Origin of the sequence: Streptomyces sp. NBC_01077, assembly GCF_045162855.1 — a bacterium.
Taxonomy (GTDB): Bacteria; Actinomycetota; Actinomycetes; order Streptomycetales; family Streptomycetaceae; genus Streptomyces.
In genome coordinates this window covers 4,825,790-4,842,324 of record NZ_CP108669.1, presented here as the reverse complement: position 1 = coordinate 4,842,324, position 16,535 = coordinate 4,825,790, and the positions used below count along the sequence as shown (strand labels likewise).

General features: G+C 73.1%; 19 protein-coding genes. 8 read left to right on the top strand and 11 right to left on the bottom strand.

Annotated elements, in window-relative coordinates; genetic code table 11:
- Positions 1-37 precede the first annotated feature (37 nt).
- From OG462_RS21755 to OG462_RS21725, 7 genes are all read right to left on the bottom strand, one after another.
- Positions 38-1,513, bottom strand: a complete 1,476-nt coding sequence (locus OG462_RS21755; RefSeq protein ID WP_406059911.1) for an APC family permease — start codon at positions 1,511-1,513, stop codon at positions 38-40.
- 197 nt (positions 1,514-1,710) lie between these two features.
- Positions 1,711-3,666 (bottom strand): FUSC family protein, encoded by a 1,956-nt coding sequence (locus OG462_RS21750; protein ID WP_406059909.1) that lies wholly within the window; start codon positions 3,664-3,666, stop codon positions 1,711-1,713.
- Between the two features lie 85 nt (positions 3,667-3,751).
- Entirely contained in the window at positions 3,752-3,988 is a 237-nt protein-coding gene (locus OG462_RS21745; RefSeq protein ID WP_073908441.1) for a DUF2630 family protein, read from the bottom strand.
- A gap of 18 nt (positions 3,989-4,006) precedes the next feature.
- Complete coding sequence (locus OG462_RS21740; RefSeq protein ID WP_406059907.1) at positions 4,007-4,999, bottom strand: endonuclease/exonuclease/phosphatase family protein; 993 nt, start codon at positions 4,997-4,999, stop codon at positions 4,007-4,009.
- 76 nt (positions 5,000-5,075) lie between these two features.
- Positions 5,076-5,507 (bottom strand): hypothetical protein, encoded by a 432-nt coding sequence (locus OG462_RS21735; RefSeq protein WP_406059905.1) that lies wholly within the window; start codon positions 5,505-5,507, stop codon positions 5,076-5,078.
- Between the two features lie 10 nt (positions 5,508-5,517).
- Positions 5,518-5,949: a hypothetical protein gene (locus OG462_RS21730; RefSeq protein WP_406059903.1), complete on the bottom strand. Its 432-nt coding sequence runs from the start codon at positions 5,947-5,949 to the stop codon at positions 5,518-5,520.
- 37 nt (positions 5,950-5,986) lie between these two features.
- Positions 5,987-6,784 carry an alpha/beta fold hydrolase gene (locus OG462_RS21725; protein ID WP_406059901.1) on the bottom strand — a complete coding sequence of 266 codons (798 nt, stop codon included), beginning with the start codon at positions 6,782-6,784 and terminating at the stop codon, positions 5,987-5,989.
- 76 nt (positions 6,785-6,860) lie between these two features.
- Between OG462_RS21725 and OG462_RS21720 the strand changes: the two genes are divergently transcribed.
- The 5 genes from OG462_RS21720 to OG462_RS21700 all read left to right on the top strand — a co-directional run bounded on the left by OG462_RS21720 (position 6,861) and on the right by OG462_RS21700 (position 11,076).
- On the top strand, positions 6,861-8,204 hold the full coding sequence (locus OG462_RS21720; RefSeq protein ID WP_406059899.1) for a PLP-dependent aminotransferase family protein: 1,344 nt from the start codon (positions 6,861-6,863) through the stop codon (positions 8,202-8,204).
- A 104-nt stretch (positions 8,205-8,308) separates the two neighbouring features.
- Positions 8,309-8,782: an RrF2 family transcriptional regulator gene (locus tag OG462_RS21715; protein WP_406066646.1), complete on the top strand. Its 474-nt coding sequence runs from the start codon at positions 8,309-8,311 to the stop codon at positions 8,780-8,782.
- Between the two features lie 107 nt (positions 8,783-8,889).
- A complete protein-coding gene (locus OG462_RS21710) occupies positions 8,890-10,083 on the top strand; it encodes an MFS transporter (protein ID WP_406059897.1) in 1,194 nt (397 codons plus the stop codon).
- Positions 10,080-10,541 (top strand): RidA family protein, encoded by a 462-nt coding sequence (locus OG462_RS21705; RefSeq protein WP_406059895.1) that lies wholly within the window; start codon positions 10,080-10,082, stop codon positions 10,539-10,541. The genes OG462_RS21710 and OG462_RS21705 overlap by 4 nt, the downstream gene beginning before the upstream one ends.
- Positions 10,542-10,671: 130 nt before the next feature.
- Complete coding sequence (locus OG462_RS21700) at positions 10,672-11,076, top strand: hypothetical protein (protein ID WP_406059893.1); 405 nt, start codon at positions 10,672-10,674, stop codon at positions 11,074-11,076.
- On the opposite strand, the gene OG462_RS21695 is transcribed toward OG462_RS21700, so the two are convergent.
- Positions 11,034-11,600: a hypothetical protein gene (locus OG462_RS21695; protein ID WP_406059891.1), complete on the bottom strand. Its 567-nt coding sequence runs from the start codon at positions 11,598-11,600 to the stop codon at positions 11,034-11,036. The two genes, OG462_RS21700 and OG462_RS21695, sit on opposite strands and share 43 nt — an antisense overlap.
- 183 nt (positions 11,601-11,783) lie before the next feature.
- On the opposite strand from OG462_RS21695, the gene OG462_RS21690 reads away from it, so the two are divergent.
- Together OG462_RS21690 and OG462_RS21685 are read left to right on the top strand one after the other, a co-directional pair.
- Positions 11,784-12,830: an ATP-binding cassette domain-containing protein gene (locus tag OG462_RS21690; RefSeq protein ID WP_406059889.1), complete on the top strand. Its 1,047-nt coding sequence runs from the start codon at positions 11,784-11,786 to the stop codon at positions 12,828-12,830.
- Positions 12,827-13,693, top strand: a complete 867-nt coding sequence (locus tag OG462_RS21685; protein ID WP_406059887.1) for an ABC transporter permease — start codon at positions 12,827-12,829, stop codon at positions 13,691-13,693. The genes OG462_RS21690 and OG462_RS21685 overlap by 4 nt, the downstream gene beginning before the upstream one ends.
- A 3-nt stretch (positions 13,694-13,696) precedes the next feature.
- Here OG462_RS21685 and OG462_RS21680 read toward each other — a convergent pair whose 3' ends face one another.
- On the bottom strand, positions 13,697-14,068 hold the full coding sequence (locus tag OG462_RS21680) for a VOC family protein (RefSeq protein WP_406059885.1): 372 nt from the start codon (positions 14,066-14,068) through the stop codon (positions 13,697-13,699).
- A gap of 173 nt (positions 14,069-14,241) precedes the next feature.
- Here OG462_RS21680 and OG462_RS21675 point away from each other — a divergent pair, with 173 nt between their 5' ends.
- Complete coding sequence (locus OG462_RS21675) at positions 14,242-15,384, top strand: MerR family transcriptional regulator (RefSeq protein WP_406066644.1); 1,143 nt, start codon at positions 14,242-14,244, stop codon at positions 15,382-15,384.
- 45 nt (positions 15,385-15,429) lie between these two features.
- Here OG462_RS21675 and OG462_RS21670 read toward each other — a convergent pair whose 3' ends face one another.
- Positions 15,430-15,858, bottom strand: coding sequence for a universal stress protein (locus OG462_RS21670; RefSeq protein WP_406059883.1), 429 nt, complete (start codon positions 15,856-15,858; stop codon positions 15,430-15,432).
- 52 nt (positions 15,859-15,910) lie between these two features.
- The gene (locus OG462_RS21665) at positions 15,911-16,534 is read right to left on the bottom strand and encodes an FMN reductase (RefSeq protein WP_406059881.1); all 624 of its coding nucleotides are present in this window, start codon (positions 16,532-16,534) and stop codon (positions 15,911-15,913) included.
- Position 16,535 lies beyond the last annotated feature (1 nt).

Genomic DNA, 16,535 nt, shown 5'->3' with positions numbered 1-16,535 from the left:
GCGTTGCGGTCGGTCGGCGTTTGACTCGTACTCGCCGTCAGAAGTCCGTCGCGTAGCTCTTGTCCCTGGCGCCCTTGTGCGCGTGCGTGGCCGGTCCCGAGCCCTCCGAGGCCGCCATCGCGCGGGCCGCGTCCAGGCGGGCCGGGCGGTAGTAGTCGCTGCCCTTCCGCCAGTACACGAGGAGCGGGACGACGCCGAGGAGGAGGCCGCCGAGGCCGATCGTGAGGGCGGTGGTGGAGAGTTCGCCGAGCGATTCGACGAAGGTCCAGAGCATGAACGCGGAGCCGAGCAACGGCCAGAGACCGCCGAGCAGCAGGTTCCGTACGGAGCGGAGGAGGACCGACTTGTACGCGACGACGGCGGCGATGCCCGCGAGGCCGTAGTAGAAGGCGATCTGCAGTCCGATCGCGGAGACGGCGTCGCTGAGGATCTGCTGCACGGAGCCGGCGGCCGCGGCGGCCGCGAACATCAGCAGGGCGGCGCCGCCGACGGCGACGATCGCGACCCACGGGGTGTTCCAGCGGCGGTGCACGGTCCCGAGCGCGACCGGCAGGGTCCGGTCGCGGCCCATCGCGAAGAGCGAGCGGGTGACCTGGAGGAGGGTGGTCTCCAGAGTGGCGACCGTGGACAGGAGGACGGCGCAGACGAGGATTTTGCCGCCGATGCCGGGCCAGACCTCCTGGCCGATGACGGCGAGGACGTTGGGTCCCGCGGTACGGATCTCCTCGGCGGTCAGCAGGACGTTGACGACGACGGTGACGGCGACGAAGAGGAGGAAGACGAAGGCGACACCGACGAGCGCGGCGAGTCCGGCGGTGCGGCGGCTGTTCCGGGTCTCCTCGCTGAGGTTGCTGGTGACGTCCCAGCCCCAGTAGTAGAACGCGGCGATCAGCGCGCCGGCGGCGAAGCCCTCAGGCCCGTCGAACTGGCCGAATCCGAACCAGGACCAGTCGAAGGCGGTGGCCCGCCCCCGGTGTGCCACGGCGGCCAGGACGAAGCCGACGAGGATCAGCATCTCGACCCCGGACATGATCAGCTGGGCCCGTACGGTCAGCCGGGCGCCGCCCAGGACCACGAGCAGCATCATCAGGAACCAGCCGGCGCCGACGGCCGCCGCGAGCGGGGTGCTGTCGGCGAGGTCCTGGTCGATCAGGGCGAGCGTGAGGGAGCCGGCGGGCAGCGAGCCGGCCACCATGAAGACGGTGGCGGCGAAGACGAGGGCCCAGCCGGAGAGGAAGCCGAGGAAGGGGTGGAGGGTGCGGCCCACCCAGGAGTAGCCGGCACCGGCGTTGACGTCGATCCGCCCGAGGCGGGCGTACGCGAGGACGATGCCGAACATCGGTATCGCGCAGTAGAGCAGGGCGGCGGGCCCCGCGTAGCCGACGGCTCCGAAGAGAACGGCGGTGGTCGCGGCCATCGAGTAGGCGGGGGCGCTGCCGGCGACGGCCATCACGATCGTGTCGAAGGTGCCGAGGACATTGGGCTGGAGCCCTCTGTTCGTGGTGGTGCGCATGGCGGGGTCCTCGGGGCGCGGGGGGTGAGGCAGGTCGAAGTGGCCCGTCCGCCGGGCCGGTTGCCGACGGCGGCGGGCGCGGATCACGGTGATTTCGAGCGCATCGTAGTCGCCCGGGTGGCTTCCGGTAACGGCGGTGGGGAAGGTTCCGTTCCGTGACCGCCGGTAAGTCCTCCCGTACGCCCCCCGGGGAAGGTTTACCGCAGGTCGGGACCGGCGATGGCGCGGGCGGCGCGGACCTCCTGACGGAGGGGTGCGAGGACTCCGTTCTCGTCGCCGGGAAGGTCGGTGCGGACCTCCACGAGGGTCTCCGACGCGCGGATTCCCTCGGCGAGTTCGCGGAGCTCCCGCTCGACGGCGGCGACCTCGGCCGGGTCGGGGTCGGGCGCGCCGTGGTCGACCCGGATCCGGGCGGCTGTCGTCGCGTCCACGATCCGTTCGACGGCGACGACGAGCGGCCACCAGGCGGCGGCGCGGGTACCGGTGGGCGGCGGTTCGGTGAGGGCGCGCTGGAACTCGGAACGGACGGTGGAGAGATCGCGGTAGAGCGTGCGCCGGGCGCGCAACCGCCCGCCCTGATCGTCGGCATCCCCGGTGAAGGCGCAGGCCACATAGGCGGCGGTGTCGGCGACGGCGTCCGCGAGCCGGTCGCCGATCCGGGTGTGCCAGGACTCGGGCCAGAGGAGATAGCCGGCGATCAGCGCGATGCCGCAGCCGATGAGGGAGTCGTACAGGCGGGGCATGACCAGGTCGAAACCCTGCTGGTTGAGGGTGTCGGAGAGCAGCAGGATCACCGGGGTGATGGCCGCGGTCTGGAAGGCGTACCCCTTCGCGGAGAACGCCGGGATGAGAGCGGCGAGCACGCACATCACGGGCACGTCCCACCAGCCCCGCGGGACTTCGGCGAGGACGAGGGCGGCGAGGAGGAGCCCGGCGGCGGTACCGAAGGCGCGGAGCACGGCGCGGGAGAAGACCGAGCCGAAGTCGGGCTTCATGACGAAGGTGACGGTGAGCGCGACCCAGTACGAGCGGGGGACGGCGATCAGCGAGACGAGCGCCTGCGCGAGCCCGATGCAGAGGGCGAGGCGGAGCCCGTACCGCCAGGACGCCTCGGAGAACAGGACGGCACGGGTGGCCCGGCGGGCGCGCACCCGGAGCGCGGCGGGGCGGCCGAGCCGGTCGTCGACGTTGTAAGCGTCGGGCTCGGCCTTGTGGACGACGGCGGCGGCGTACCGCAGGGCATGGTCGACGGCCTTCTCGGAAGGCCGCTCGGGGGCCGGCAGATCGAGTACGGGTGCCCCGGTCCGGCCCTCCTCGACGGCGTCGGCGAGCTCGCGTACGGCCGCGGGGATCGTGGCGGACAGCGGGCCGTGGAGCTGGGCGCGGAGGTGGGCGGCGGGGGCGGCCTCGACGAGCGGGATGACGACGTTCAGCTGGGCGAGCAGCCGGACGAGGGAGGGCGCGCGGCCGTGCTGGCGGGCACGGCGGGCGAGGACGAGGTCGTAGGACTGGTTGAGCGAGGCGGTGACCGCCTGCCGCTTCTCGTCGTACGCGGCGCTGCCGGTGGCTCCGTAGAGCCCGGCCACGGCGCGGTAGGTGGCGGCGACGGCGGCGCGCTCGGGGGCGGCGCCGCGCAGCGGCCAGCCGAGGAGGGAGAGGAGAAGGACGAAGAGCCCGCCGAGGGTGAGCAGGAGCGGCGCCTTCCACCAGGGATCGGGCATCGGGAGCCCCGCCCCCACCACGGCGTTGAGGAGCAGAAGCAGCCCGGAGACGGAGGCGACGGCCCCGATCGAGGAGATCATCCCGGAGACGAGCGCGACGAACGTGAGCACGGCGACGGCGACCCACCCGTGCCCGAAGACGACGGTCCCGAGGGTGACTCCGACGGCCCCGAACAGCTGCGGCACGGCGATGTTGAAGATCCGCATCCGATAGGCGTCGGCGGTGTCGCCGATGACCCCGGAGAGCGCCCCCATGGAGACGAGCGCCCCATAGGCGGGCTGCCCGACGGCCAGCCCGACGGCGAGCGGCACGGAGAGCGCGACGGCGGCGCGTCCGACGGCGGCCCAGGGGATCGGCGCGGGCGCGGGCTTGAACCCGGCGGTCAGCCAGGCGGGCGGGGAGAGCCGGGTGGAACTGGAGGGACGCGCCATGGGGCCAACGTACTGGCCGGGGCCTGAGGCCTGCGGCCGGTGGTCCGCACGGGCGCGTGCCCGTCCGCGCGGGCCCGGTCCCCGGTCAGTTGCGGTAGGACTCGACTTCTGTGGCCGGCCGGACCGTCGCCGTGTCCGGGTCCTCGCCGAATTCGGCCTTCGCGCGGCGCTGCCGCAGCAGGTCCCAGCACTGGTCCAGGCGGACCTCCAGTTCCGACAGGCGGGCGCGTTCCTCGGGGAGGAGGCCGCCCGTGCGCTGGCGTAGGGCGCGTTCCTCCTCGACGAGGGCGCCGATGTCGTCCAGGATCTCCTCGTTCTCCATGTCCTCCAGCGTCGCCGATCAGCGCGGCCCGCGCAGGTCGAGATCGGCGAGGACGGCCCGGTGGTCGGAGCCTTCGAGGGCGAGGAAGCGGACGTCGCGGACGCTGAAGTCCCTGACCAGGACGTGGTCGATCTGGACGTACGGCGGGAGCGGGCCCTCCATGGGCCAGGTCGGTGTGCGGCTGGCGTCCGCCCGCCGTGCCGCGTCCTGGAGCCGGCCCGCGTCGAGGATCGCGCGGAAGGCCGCGTGGTCCTGGGACGCGTTGAAGTCGCCGGCGATCAGCATGGCTCCGGTGCGTTGTGCGGCGGCGGCGGCCTTCACCCGGCCCAGTTCCCGCTTCCACAGGTGCACCTGGCGCGGTAGCGGCGGCAGCGGGTGCGCCAGCTGGAGCTGTACCGGCACGCCCGCGATCTCCGCCGTGGCGCCCGGCATGCCCATGGCCGCGGGAATCATCCGCCAGTGGCGCAGCGGGTACGCGCTGAGCAGGATCGAGCCGACCGAGCCCTCGCCCTCGACGGAGGCGTAGTGGGGGAGGTCCGTGGCGAAGGTCTTCGTGAGGGTGCCCCGGCAGGCGCGGTCGCATTCCGAGACGAAGACGAGCTGGGGGTGCTCCCGCCGGATCACCTCGGTCAACGCCCCCGTTCCCTGCCCGAATTCGACGTTCGCGGCGATGACCTTCACCCGCGCGAGCGGCAGCCCGTACGAGATGACGGTCTGCGGCATGTACGGCACGGAGCTCCAGGCGGTCGCGCCGAGGACCAGGACCGTCACGAAGGTCAGCACGCGGCGCCGGGCCACGGCGGCGAGGAGCAGTGCGAGGCCCGCGGGGACCGTCAGCCAGGGGAGGAAGGAGAGCAGTTGGGGGACCGGGGTGACCGCGTCCGTGTCCAGGAAGCGGCAGGCCGCGATCAGGGCCGGCACGACCAGGAGCAGCCCCGCGGCCCAGGCCGTGACGCGGTGCCTGGGCCGGAGGGGTGGCTCGGGGGTCGGTGGGGCGGGGCTGCTGTTCACGGGTTCCGCGGTCTCTGCGGGTTTCGCGGGCTCTGCGGGCTCTGGGGGCTCTGCGGTCAGGACTCGGTCCACTCCGTCAGTGTCGCAGGGCCTGCGTGATCTCTGCCTTCGGTTCGCCCGAGAGGGTCCGATTGCTGCGTGCCGTACCGGTCTTGGACTTGCCGGGTTCGACGCCGTCGATGTTCAGGACGACCGAGTCGAGGAAGTTCCCGTCCGCGTCCCGGAAGGTGACCATGACCGTGTAGTCGGCGTTCTTGTCCTTCGGGTTGGTCGCCGTGATCTCGGCGACCGTGCGGTCCCCGTCGGTGCTCGTCGGCCCGGCGCTCACGTCGCCGGTGGCGTTCACCCCGTCCTTGACCTCGTTCATCTTCTGCTCGGCGGCCGAGGCGACGGCGGCGGTCGCCGAGGAGACGATGTCGCCCGCCGTCTCCTTGGCGGCGTCGCACCCGGTGAGGGTGAGCGTCGCCGCGGTGGTGATCCCGAGGGCGATGGCAGGGATGCGTCTCATGGGCCCGCCCTCAGTGCTTCCTGTCCGAGCCGTACAGCTCGTCCGTGGCCAGCGCCCAGATCACGAAGACCGAGATGGCCATCGAGAACAGCGCCCACCACGGCTGGTACGGCAGGAAGAGGAACTGGAAGAGGATGTTGAGGGAGGCCAGCGCGATACCGGCGACCCGTCCCCACTCCGCGCCCTTGAGGATCCCGAAACCGGCGATCGCGACCACGATGCCGAGGATCAGATGGATCCAGCCCCAGGTGGTGAGGTTGAACTTGAAGACGTAGTCGCCGACGCGGGTGTAGACGTCGTCCTCGGCGATGCCGGCGATGCCTTGGAAGATGTCCATGAAGCCGGTGATCAGCATGAGGACGCCGGCGAAGAGCGTGCCGCCGGCCGCCCAGGCGCTGCTGGAGGAGCTCGGGGTGCGGGGTGGTGCCGTGTTCTGGCTCATGGCCCCATCGTCCGAGTGTTCGTGCGGATCCGAATCTTCAGTTGGGCCGTACGAGTGAGCGGAGGTAGGTGTCGAGGACGGCGTCGAACTCCTCGGGCCGCTCCAGGTTGGGCAGGTGCGCGGCCCGTTCGACGACGGCGAGCGTGGCGTGCGGGAGCAGCGTGCACATGTCCTCCGCGTCGGCGACCGGGGTGTACGTGTCGTCGCGGCCGACCACGACGAGCGCGGGGAACGGGACCGTGGTGAGCGTCTCCCGGTAGTCGGGGCGCTCGGCCCGGCCGCGCAGTGCGGCGGCCGCGCCGACCGGGTCGGTCTCGCGCATCATGCGGTGCACGTGCGGCGCGGCATGGGTGTTGTACGGGGCCACCATCCGGTCCAGTACCTCGTCGGCGTACCCGCTCATCCCCTCGGCGAGGAGCCGGTCGGCCATGGCGTTCCTGGCGGTCCTGCCCTCGTCGGTCTCGGCGGCGGGGAAGGTGTCGGCGAGGACGAGGCCCCGGATCCGCCCGGGGTGGCGGCGGTAGAGCTCCATGGCGATCTGGCCGCCCATGCTGAGACCGGCGAGGACGCACTGCTCGATCTTCAGGTCGTCGAGGAGGTCGACGAGGTCCTCGGCGAAGACGCCGAGGTCGGTGGAGTCCGGGTGCGCGCCGAGCGGGGTGGCGCCGTAGCCGCGCAGGTCGGGGGCGATCACCCGGTGCGTACGGGAGAAGCGGTCGATCTGGGGCTGCCACATCGTGTGGTCGAAGGGGTGGCCGTGGACGAGGAGGAGGGCGGGGCCCTCGCCCCTGTCCTCGTAGTGGATCTCGGTGGCGAGGGTGCGGGTGACGTGCATGTCCGCAGGCTAGGCACCGCCAACTTCTCGGTGCAATAAGATCTTTGCTCTCGGTGCAATGGGGGAGGGGCTGGGCGTGGAGGAGTACCGGAGGATCGCCGATCGGGTCGAGGCCGCCGTACGGGACGGGCGGCTGCGGCCCGGTGACCGGCTGCCGCCGCAGCGGGTCTTCGCCCGCCGCCACGCCATCGCGAACTCGACCGCCATCCGCGTGTACGGGGAGCTCGCCCGCCGGGGCCTCGTCGTCGGGGAGGTCGGGCGCGGCACCTTCGTCCGGGCCGCACCCCCGCTGCCGGGCCCCGCGCTCACCGAGGCGACCGGCGCCGCGCCCGTCGACCTCCAGCTCAACTACCCCGTCGCCGAAGGGCAGTCGGAGCTGATGGCCCGCGCGCTCGCCGCCCTCGCCCGGCCCGACGTGCTGGCCGAGGCCGTCTCCCGGCCGGCCGCCGCCACCGGCACCCCGGAGGCCCGCGACGCGGCGGCGACCGTGCTCGCCCGGCCCGGCTGGGCGCCGGACCCCGAGAGCGTCCTCTTCGCCGGGAACGGCCGGCAGGCCATCGCCGCCGCCCTCTCCGCCCTCGTCCCGCCCGGCGGCCGGCTGGGCGTCGAAGCGCTCACGTATCCCCTGGTCAAAGCGGTGGCGGAGACGCTCGGCATCCGGCTCGTACCGCTCGCCCTCGACGACGAGGGGGTACGGCCCGAGGCGCTCGCGGCGGCCCACCGGGCGGCGCCGCTGGCCGCCGTCTACCTCCAGCCCACCCTGCACAACCCGCTCTCCTCGACCGCCGGGGAGGGGCGCCGGTCCGAACTGGCCGAGGCGCTCAGGGGCCTGGACCTGACGGCCGTCGAGGACACCACCTGGGCTTTCCTCGTACCGGACGCGCCCGCACCGCTCGCCGCGCACGCCCCCGAGCGGGTCCTCCTCGTCGACAGCCTCTCCAAGCGGCTCGCGCCCGGCCTGACCGTCGGCTACCTCGTCGTACCCGGACGGCTCCGGGCGGCGGTGGCGGAGGCCCTGCGCTCCGGTGCCTGGACGGCGGGCGGCCTCGCGCTCGCGGCCGCCACCCGGTGGGCCGGGGACGGCACGGTCGCCGAGGCGGTCGCCGCCAAGCGGGCGGACACGGAGGCCCGGCACGCCCTGGTCCGGCGGCGGCTCGCCGGGCAGGTCGTCCGGACCTCCCCGTACGCGTACTACTGCTGGTGGGAGCTGCCCGCGCCCTGGCGGGCGGAGACCTTCACGGCGGCGGCCGCCGCACGCGCGGGCGTGGCGGTCACTCCGGGCGGCGCCTTCGCGGTGGGTGGCCGGGACGGTACGGACACGGCTCCGGACGCGATCCGGATCGGGCTCGCCTCCCCGCCGCGAGCCGTCCTCGACGAGGCGCTCGGGCGGCTCGCGGCGTTGGCGGCGGAGGGAGCGTGAGGGGGCGGAGGGGGCAGCGTGTGAACGGGCCTGAACGGGCCGCGTGTTCGGCGGTTCCGTCCTTGCACTCCCTATTCTGGATATGTAGAGTCCAGGATATGAAGATGAGTGAGGGCGTGGAATGGGCGCTGCACAGCTGCCTGAACCTGGCCTGGATCGGGTCCGGACGGGCGGTCACCGCCGCGCGTCTCGCGGCCTATCACGAGCTGCCCCCGGCCTATCTCAACAAGCAGCTCCAGGCACTCGCCCGCGCCGGGATCGTCACCTCGGTCTCCGGACCCAAGGGCGGCTTCCGGCTGGCGCGCGGCCTCGACCGGATCACGCTGATGGATGTCGTCGCCGCCGTCGAAGGCCCTGACGAGGCCTTCCGCTGTACAGAGATCCGGCAGAAGGGGCCCGGTGCGGGGGCGCCGGAGACCTACGCCGCCGAGTGCGCCATCGCCGGGGCCATGGGGCGGGCCGACCTGGCCTGGCGCCGGGAGCTCTCGGCCCAGACCCTGGACGACATCCGGGAGCGGGCCGAACTCCAGGCACCGGCCGCGCCCGAGCGGCTCCGCCGCTGGTTCGCCAACGTCTGAACAGGCCGCCCTCCCGGCTGCGGGAGGGCTTCTGAAGGAGGTGATTCTGGATGTTAGATGTCCAGTTAAAGCAGGCAGGGCAGGCAGGGCAGGCAGGCAAGGGCACGGTGAGCGGGTGGCCCGCCGTCGCCGCCGTGACACTCGGCATCTTCACGGTCATGACCGCCGAACTCGTACCGGTCGGACTGCTCACGCCGGCCGCCGCCGACCTCTCCGTCTCCGAGGGCACCGCCGCCCTCATGGTGACCGTGCCCGGCCTCGTCGCGGCCCTCGCCGCACCGCTCGTCACCGTCCGCGCGGCCGGCGCCGACCGCCGGGCGCTCCTGGTGGCCTTCCTGCTCCTCGCCTCGGCCGCCAACCTCGTCTCCGCCCTCGCCGGACACCTCGCGGTCGTCCTCAGCGCCCGCGTCCTGCTCGGCATCGCCATCGGCGGCTTCTGGGCGCTCGCCGGCGGCCTCGCGCCGCGGCTCGTGCCCGCCGACGCCGTGCGACGAGCCACCGCCGTGATCTTCGGCGGCGTCTCGGCCGCCTCGGTCCTCGGCGTCCCCGCCGCCACCCTCCTGACCGAACGGGTGGGCTGGCGCTGGGCGTTCGCCGCCACCGGAGTCCTCGCGCTGTTCGCGGCGGTCGCCCTGCGGGCCCTGCTGCCCCGCCTGCCGGGAACGGGAGCGGGAGGGGGAGGGGGAGCACGCACGCGTCAGGGACCCGGTGCCCGCTCCGGGCCGGCGGCCCTCGTCGCCCTGCCCCGCCGCAACCGGCGCGTGCGGGCCGGGCTTCTGTTCACCCTCGCCCTCGTCACCGGGCACTTCCTCGCGTACTCCTTCGTCCGCCCGCTGCTCACCGACCACTCCGGGATCCCCGACTCGCTCCTCGGCGCCCTGCTCCTCGGGTACGGCGTCGCGGGCGTCGCCGGGAACTTCCTCGCCGGCTCCCGGGCCGCCCGCTCTCCGGGCCGTACGCTCGCGGTCATCGCCGCCGCGCTCGGCACCGTCCTCCTCGCCGTCCACCTCTTCGGCGACTCCGCGCTCGCCGGCGCCGGGCTGCTGCTCCTCTGGGGGCTCGCCTACGGCGGGGTCTCGGTCGCGCTCCAGTCCTGGTTCATGGCCGCCGCTCCCGACGACGTCGAGACCGCCACCGGACTCAACGTCAGCGTCTTCTGCCTCGCGATCGCCCTCGGGGCCCTCCTCGGCGGGCTCCTGGCCGACGCGTACTCCCTCAGCACGGTGCTCCTCGCGGGCGCCGCACTCATCCTGGCCGCGTTCCCCGTGGCCGCACTCTCCGGAAGGAACGATCAGTCATGACCGCTCAGACCTCCGCCGCCCAGACCTCTGCCGCTCAGGCCTCCGCCGCCCCCGCCGACCAGCGGGTCATCACCAACCCCGACACCCTCCACGACCCCACCCCCTTCGGCTACAGCCACGCCGTCTCCGCGCCCGGCGAGCTCGTCTTCATCGGCGGCCAGTACGCCTCCGACGCCGGCGGCTCCCCCGTCCCCGGCGACTTCGCCGCCCAGGTCGAGCTCTCCCTGACCAACCTGCGGCTCGCCCTCGAAGGCGTCGGCCTCGGCCTGGAGAACGTCGTCCGGCTCGGCTCGTACGTCGTCGACCACGACATGGCCAAGCTGGAGGCCCTCGGCAAGGGCCTGCACGCCCACTTCGGCGAGCGGCTGCCGGCCCAGACCCTCAGCGGGGTCGCGGCGCTCGCCCTGCCGGGCATGCTCTTCGAGATCGACGCGGTCGCCGTGCGGCCCGCCGCCTGACCGCCCGTCCGAGGCACACGACCCCCTCCGCCCGGCCCGCCGCCTGCTCCACTTGCGGGGCGCCGGGCGCGGGTGTGCCCTTGAGGGTGCGGGAAGCAGCAGGGGGGCGAGAGACGAAGGAGCTCCTGCCATGGCCGCACACGCAGCGGTACCCGTCGGGCGCCAGTTCAGCACCCACGGCTGGGGAGTACCGGTCACCCTCGGCGTCCTGTACGGCCTCTGGGCGCCCACCATCGCCCGCGACGGCGGCCCCCTCACCCTGGGGCAGCTGTGGCTCGGCCTCATCTCGGCCATCGTCCTCGCCGCGGGGATCCACCTGCTGCGGCGCCACGGCCACGTCCTCCCCCGCGAGGTGCGGGCCGCCGCCTGGGGTGCCTTCTCGGGCATCGCCGTCGGCTTCCTCTTCAGCCTGTCCGATGCCAGCATCCTGTCTTCGAGCGGGCTCGGACTGGCCTTCGGCGCGGTCACCGCCACCGCCGCGTACTACCTCTTCTACACCCACGAGGACGCCGCCGGGCGGCCTGCGCCGTACTGACGACCCCCACCCCGACGCTCGTCACCGCGGCGGCGCCGACGATAGGCGACCGTCACGGCGGCGAGCAGCACCGGCCAGGCCAGGAGCGGTGCGTAGCAGGCGACCAGCAGGGCGTCCTGCGCCGGCGTGGCCGGGATGCCGGGCCCCAGACCGGCGTACGAGGCGTACGCGCCCCAGGCGGCGATCGCGCACAGCCCCGCCACCCCGGCCAGGGCCGCGCCGGTCGCGGCGGCCGGGTTCACCCGGCGCCCGCCGAGGAACGGCATCCACCGCGGGAAGACCTCGCCCCAGGAGCGGACGAGCCCCAGGGTGAGGAAGGCGAGCAGCTCCGACACGACACTGAGGGAGACGACGTACACGGACTCCCCGAAGCCCAAGGGGCCGAGCCCGGTGTCCTGGGTGACCGGGAGACCGGCGACGAGCGCGAGGCGCCACAGCCCTGACGGGAGGGTGACGAGCGGGACGGCGTGGGCGGCGAGGACGGCCCAGCGGGGCACGTCGGGAAGGGCCTTGATTCTCATCATGCGGTCAGCGTCCCGCCGGGGCACGGGCCCGGACATCGCTCCGGAGGGCGGTCCGCCTCCGCCGGGCGAGGGAGGAGAGCTCCTCCGCTCTGGCGAGACGGCGCCGGGCGACGGAGACTGGGGGGAGCGCCCGCTTCCGCGCCGCGCGCTCTTCCGCGCCCTCTTCTCCTGGAGGACCACGGTATGACCGACCTCGCCATCGAGACCGAGGGCCTGGTCAAGGTCTTCGGCACGAACCGCGCCGTCGACGGCATCGACCTCCGCGTCCCCGCCGGAACCGTCTACGGCGTCCTCGGCCCCAACGGCGCCGGCAAGACCACCGCCGTCAAGATGCTCGCCACCCTGCTCCGCCCCGACGGCGGCCGGGCCAGCGTCTTCGGCAAGGACGTCGTCAAGGACGCCGACACCGTGCGCGGCCGGGTGAGCCTCACCGGTCAGTACGCCTCCGTCGACGAGGACCTGACCGGCACCGAGAACCTCGTCCTCCTCGGCCGCCTCCTCGGCCACACCCGGCCCGCCGCCCGCGAGCGCTCCGCGCAGCTGCTCGCCGCGTTCGGGCTCGCGGAGGCCGCCGACAAGCAGATCAAGAACTACTCGGGCGGCATGCGGCGCCGTATCGACATCGCCGCGTCCATCCTCAACACACCCGACCTGCTCTTCCTCGACGAACCGACCACCGGCCTCGACCCGCGCAGCCGCAACCAGGTCTGGGACATCGTCCGCGCGGTGGTCGCCCAGGGCACCACCGTCCTGCTGACCACCCAGTACCTGGACGAGGCGGACCAGCTGGCCTCCCGTATCGCCGTCATCGACCACGGGAAGGTGATCGCGGAGGGCACGAAGGGCGAGCTGAAGGCCTCCGTCGGCTCCGGGTCGGTGCACGTACGGCTCCGGGACCCCGAGCGGCGACCGGAGGCCGAGCGGGTCCTCCGGAGCGCCCTGAAGGCGTCCGTGCAGCTGGAACCCGACCCGGTGGCGCTCACCGCCACCGTCAACGGCCACGGGACGGACCTGGGCGCCGCCGAGCAGGCCGCGCGGGCCCTCACGGAGCTGTCGAGGGCCGGGATCACGGTCGACAACTTCGCGCTCGGCCAGCCCAGCCTCGACGAAGTGTTCCTGGCGCTGACGGACAGGCCCGCGGACGCGCCCGGCCACCGCACGGCCGGAGACCACGCACCCGGCGAACACGCACCCGGCACCGACACCGACCGGAAGGGACCGACGGCATGACCACCGTCACCACCGGCAAGGACACCCGGACGACCGACACGCTCGACTTCGTCGCCCCGAAGGCGGACGAACTCGCGGCGCTGCTGGTGGGGCACTCCCGCCCGCCGCGCCCCAGCGCGCTCTCCGCCTCGATGACCTTCGGCTGGCGGGCCATGCTGAAGATCAAGCACGTGCCGGAGCAGCTGTTCGACGTGACGGCGTTCCCGATCATGATGGTGCTGATGTACACGTACCTCTTCGGAGGTGCGCTGGCCGGCTCCGTCTCCTCGTACATCCAGTTCCTGCTGCCCGGCATCCTCGTGATGAGCGTCGTGATGATCACGATGTACACGGGGGTCTCGGTCAACACCGACATCGAGAAGGGTGTCTTCGACCGCTTCCGCACGCTGCCGATCTGGCGGCCGGCGCCGATGGTCGGCTATCTCCTCGGCGACGTCGTGCGCTATCTGATCGCCTCGGCCGTGATGCTGACCGTCGGCATGATCATCGGCTACCGGCCGGACGGCGGGATCGTGGGCGTCCTGCTCGGGGTCGCGCTGCTCGTGGTCTTCTCGTTCGCGTTCTCGTGGATCTGGACGATGTTCGGTCTGATGCTGCGCAGCGAGAAGTCCGTCATGGGCGTGTCGATGATGGTGATCTTCCCGCTGACGTTCCTGTCCAACGTGTTCGTCGACCCGAAGACGATGCCGGGCTGGCTGCAGGCCTTCGTGAACAACAGCCCGGTGACGCACCTGGCGACGGCGGTACGGGAGTTGATGGCCGGGAACTGGCCGGCGGCGGACATCGCGTGGTCGCTGGGGTGGTCCGCGCTGTTCGTGGTGGTCTTCGGCACGGTCACGATGCGGCTCTACAACCGCAAGTAGCGGTCAGCGACTGCGCGGCGTGGTCTGCTGGACGGCCCAGCGGTTGCCGTCCGGGTCGGCGAAGTAGACGAAGGAACCCCAGGGCTGGTCGTCGATCCCGCTGACCTCGATGCCGCGAGTGGTGAGGTCGCGGTGGGCTTCCTCGATGTCGGTGACGACGACCTGCATGTTGTCGAGGGAGCCCGGGGTCATCTCCGTGATGCCCTTGCCGAAGGCGATCGAGCAGGCCGAGCCGGGCGGGGTCATCTGGACGAACCGGATGTCGTCGCTGACCGGGATGTCGTGGTCGGCATGGAAGCCCACGCGCTCGTAGAAGGCCTTGGCCCGGTCGATGTCGGTGACGGGCACGCCGATCAGCTCCAGCTTGATGTCCATGAAGGCATCATGCGCCGGGCACCGGCCGGGCGCACGACGTATGCCGCCTCGCGGTTGACCTTCCCCCGCCGGGAAGGCCCAGCATCGCTCGTGCCGGGCGGAAAGCCCGGTACAGGGAGGAGAATCGAGCCGTGCGCGACGAAGAGCCCATGTCCACGCCCGTGTCCGGGCCGATGCTGACCATCGGGGACTTCGCCCGCGCGTCCCGGCTCTCCGCCAAGGCGCTGCGCCGCTACGACGAGCTCGGCCTGCTGCCGCCCGCCCGCGTCGACCCGTTCACCGGCTACCGCCACTACGCCGTGGAGCAGCTCGAACGGGCCCGGCTGATCGCCTGGCTGCGGGGGATCGACATGCCGCTCGCCGAGGTGGGACGGGTCTGCGCGCTGTACGCGTCGGACGCGGCGGCCGCGGCCCGCGCGATCCGCGGCTACTGGGCGCGGGTCGAGTCGCGGACCGCGGCGCGGCGGGATCTGGCGGCCTCCCTGGTGGACCGGCTGAAGGGACACACCGAGATGACCGACGAGATGACCGGCGAGACGACCGGCGAGACAACCGACAGGGCGACCGGCGAGACGACCTCCGGGACGACTTCCGGGACGACCACCTCACCCGCCTTCGCGCTGCGGACCGCCGTGCGCCTCGACCGCGGCCTGGTCCGCGCCGCCCAGCAGGACGCGGCCCACGCGGGCCCGCACCTGCTGGCCGTCGCCGACGGGTACGGACCCGAGGGCGAGCGGGCCGCGCTGGCCGCGGTCGGCGCGCTGGAGGCCGTACCGCCGCCGGCGCCGTCGGCGCGCGCCGGGGACGTGCTCAACGCCCTGGAGGACGCGGTGCGCACGGCCGACGACGCGGTCTCCGGCCTGGCCGAGTCGGGCACGACGCTGACCGCGGCCGTGTGGACGGGCGGCCGCCTCGCCCTCGCGCACGTGGGTGACTCGCGGGCGTACCTGCTGCGGGACGGCACGCTCGTACGCCTCACCCGCGACCACACCGTCGTCCAGGCCCTGGTCGACGCGGGCGAACTCGACCCGGCCGAGGCGGCGGACCGCCCCGACCGGGCGCTGCTCCTGAAGGCCCTGGACGGCGGGGACGTGCCGCCCGAGCCGGAGCTGGGAGTGCACGAGACGCGGCCCGGCGACCGCTATCTGCTGTGCACGGACGGGCTTTCCGCGGTCGCGCCGGCCGAGGACATCCGCCGCGCGCTCGCCGCGGGCGTCGGTCCGGACGACGCGGCCGGGGCGCTGGTCGCGCTGGCGCGGGACCTGGGCGGCCCGGACAACGTGGCGTGCGTCGTGGCGGACGTGGTGCCCGCCTGAGGAGCGCCTGTCAGTCCCCGGTGGTCCCCGCCTGAGGACGCCCTGTCAGTCCCCGGTGCCCCGGACGACCACCACCGGGCACGGGGAGTGCTGGGTGACCCTGCTGGACACGGAGCCCAGGACCGCCGCCTTGAAGCCGCTGTAGCCGCGGTCGCCGACGACCAGCAGGGACGCGCCCTCGGCCTGGTCGATCAGGGCCTGGGCCGGGTTGCCGCTGACGACCGTACGGGTCACGCCGGCGGCGACGGCCGGGTCGAGCGCCTTGGTCAGGGACTCGTCCAGGGACTGCTCGGCGAGCAGCTGGGGGTTGAAGTCCGGCGGTACCCCGGGCGCCATCGACCAGGACGCCGGGTACTCCCATCCGATGACCGCCTGGAGCGAGTCCCCGGTGAGGGCGGCCTGCCCGGCCGCCCACTGCAGCGCCTTCAGGGACGGTTCCGAGCCGTCCACGCCCACCACGATCCTGCCGGCCATCGCCGACCTCCGTTCGTTGTCGGGAACCCTCTCCCACAACGTAACAAAAGGATCAATCAAGGCGCAGATCGGCCAGTTGCTTCTCGAAAGGGACGACCTCGTCGTCGTCGAGCCGCCGGGACGGCCGGGCCGCGACCGTGTCGGCGAACTCGTTCCCGGCTCGGGTGATCCGGGAGGGCAGCCCGTCCGTGTATGCGTCGCCGCCCGAACCCCAGTCCTCCGAGGCCGCGTAGACGGCGGTCGGGACGACGAGGGCCCGCAGGTAGGCGAAGAGCGGCCGGAGGGCGTGGTCCAGGACGAGCGAGTGCCGGGCGGTGCCGCCGGTCGCCCCGATGAGGACCGGGGTGCCGGTCAGCGCGGTCGGGTCGATCAGGTCGAAGAACGACTTGAACAGACCGCTGTAGGAGGCGGTGAAGACCGGGGTCACCGCGATGACCCCGTCGGCGCCGGTCACCGCGTCGATCGCGTCCTGGAGCTGCCCGGAGGGGAAGCCGGTCACGAGGTTCTTCGCGATGTCGACGGCCAGGTCGCGCAGTTCGACGACCTGGACGTCGACGGCGTACTCCTGCTCGGTCAGCCGGTACCGGGCGGCCTGGAGGAGCCGGTCGGTGAGCAGCCGGGTGGAGGAGGGGGAGCTGAGGCCGGCGGAGACGGCGACCAGCTTCAGGGTCTGCATG

What these genes read in the sequence shown, in the direction of transcription:
- OG462_RS21745 (WP_073908441.1), bottom strand. Translation starts at nt 3,988, where the DNA reads ATGGAGAACGAGGAGATCCTGGACGACATCGGCGCCCTCGTCGAGGAG.
- OG462_RS21665 (WP_406059881.1), bottom strand. Translation starts at nt 16,534, where the DNA reads ATGCAGACCCTGAAGCTGGTCGCCGTCTCCGCCGGCCTCAGCTCCCCC.
- OG462_RS21725 (WP_406059901.1), bottom strand. Translation starts at nt 6,784, where the DNA reads ATGCACGTCACCCGCACCCTCGCCACCGAGATCCACTACGAGGACAGG.
- OG462_RS21690 (WP_406059889.1), top strand. Translation starts at nt 11,784, where the DNA reads ATGACCGACCTCGCCATCGAGACCGAGGGCCTGGTCAAGGTCTTCGGC.
- OG462_RS21700 (WP_406059893.1), top strand. Translation starts at nt 10,672, where the DNA reads ATGGCCGCACACGCAGCGGTACCCGTCGGGCGCCAGTTCAGCACCCAC.
- OG462_RS21730 (WP_406059903.1), bottom strand. Translation starts at nt 5,949, where the DNA reads ATGAGCCAGAACACGGCACCACCCCGCACCCCGAGCTCCTCCAGCAGC.
- OG462_RS21755 (WP_406059911.1), bottom strand. Translation starts at nt 1,513, where the DNA reads ATGCGCACCACCACGAACAGAGGGCTCCAGCCCAATGTCCTCGGCACC.
- OG462_RS21715 (WP_406066646.1), top strand. Translation starts at nt 8,309, where the DNA reads ATGAGTGAGGGCGTGGAATGGGCGCTGCACAGCTGCCTGAACCTGGCC.
- OG462_RS21670 (WP_406059883.1), bottom strand. Translation starts at nt 15,858, where the DNA reads ATGGCCGGCAGGATCGTGGTGGGCGTGGACGGCTCGGAACCGTCCCTG.
- OG462_RS21695 (WP_406059891.1), bottom strand. Translation starts at nt 11,600, where the DNA reads ATGATGAGAATCAAGGCCCTTCCCGACGTGCCCCGCTGGGCCGTCCTC.
- OG462_RS21685 (WP_406059887.1), top strand. Translation starts at nt 12,827, where the DNA reads ATGACCACCGTCACCACCGGCAAGGACACCCGGACGACCGACACGCTC.
- OG462_RS21705 (WP_406059895.1), top strand. Translation starts at nt 10,080, where the DNA reads ATGACCGCTCAGACCTCCGCCGCCCAGACCTCTGCCGCTCAGGCCTCC.
- OG462_RS21675 (WP_406066644.1), top strand. Translation starts at nt 14,242, where the DNA reads ATGCTGACCATCGGGGACTTCGCCCGCGCGTCCCGGCTCTCCGCCAAG.
- OG462_RS21680 (WP_406059885.1), bottom strand. Translation starts at nt 14,068, where the DNA reads ATGGACATCAAGCTGGAGCTGATCGGCGTGCCCGTCACCGACATCGAC.
- OG462_RS21750 (WP_406059909.1), bottom strand. Translation starts at nt 3,666, where the DNA reads ATGGCGCGTCCCTCCAGTTCCACCCGGCTCTCCCCGCCCGCCTGGCTG.
- OG462_RS21735 (WP_406059905.1), bottom strand. Translation starts at nt 5,507, where the DNA reads ATGAGACGCATCCCTGCCATCGCCCTCGGGATCACCACCGCGGCGACG.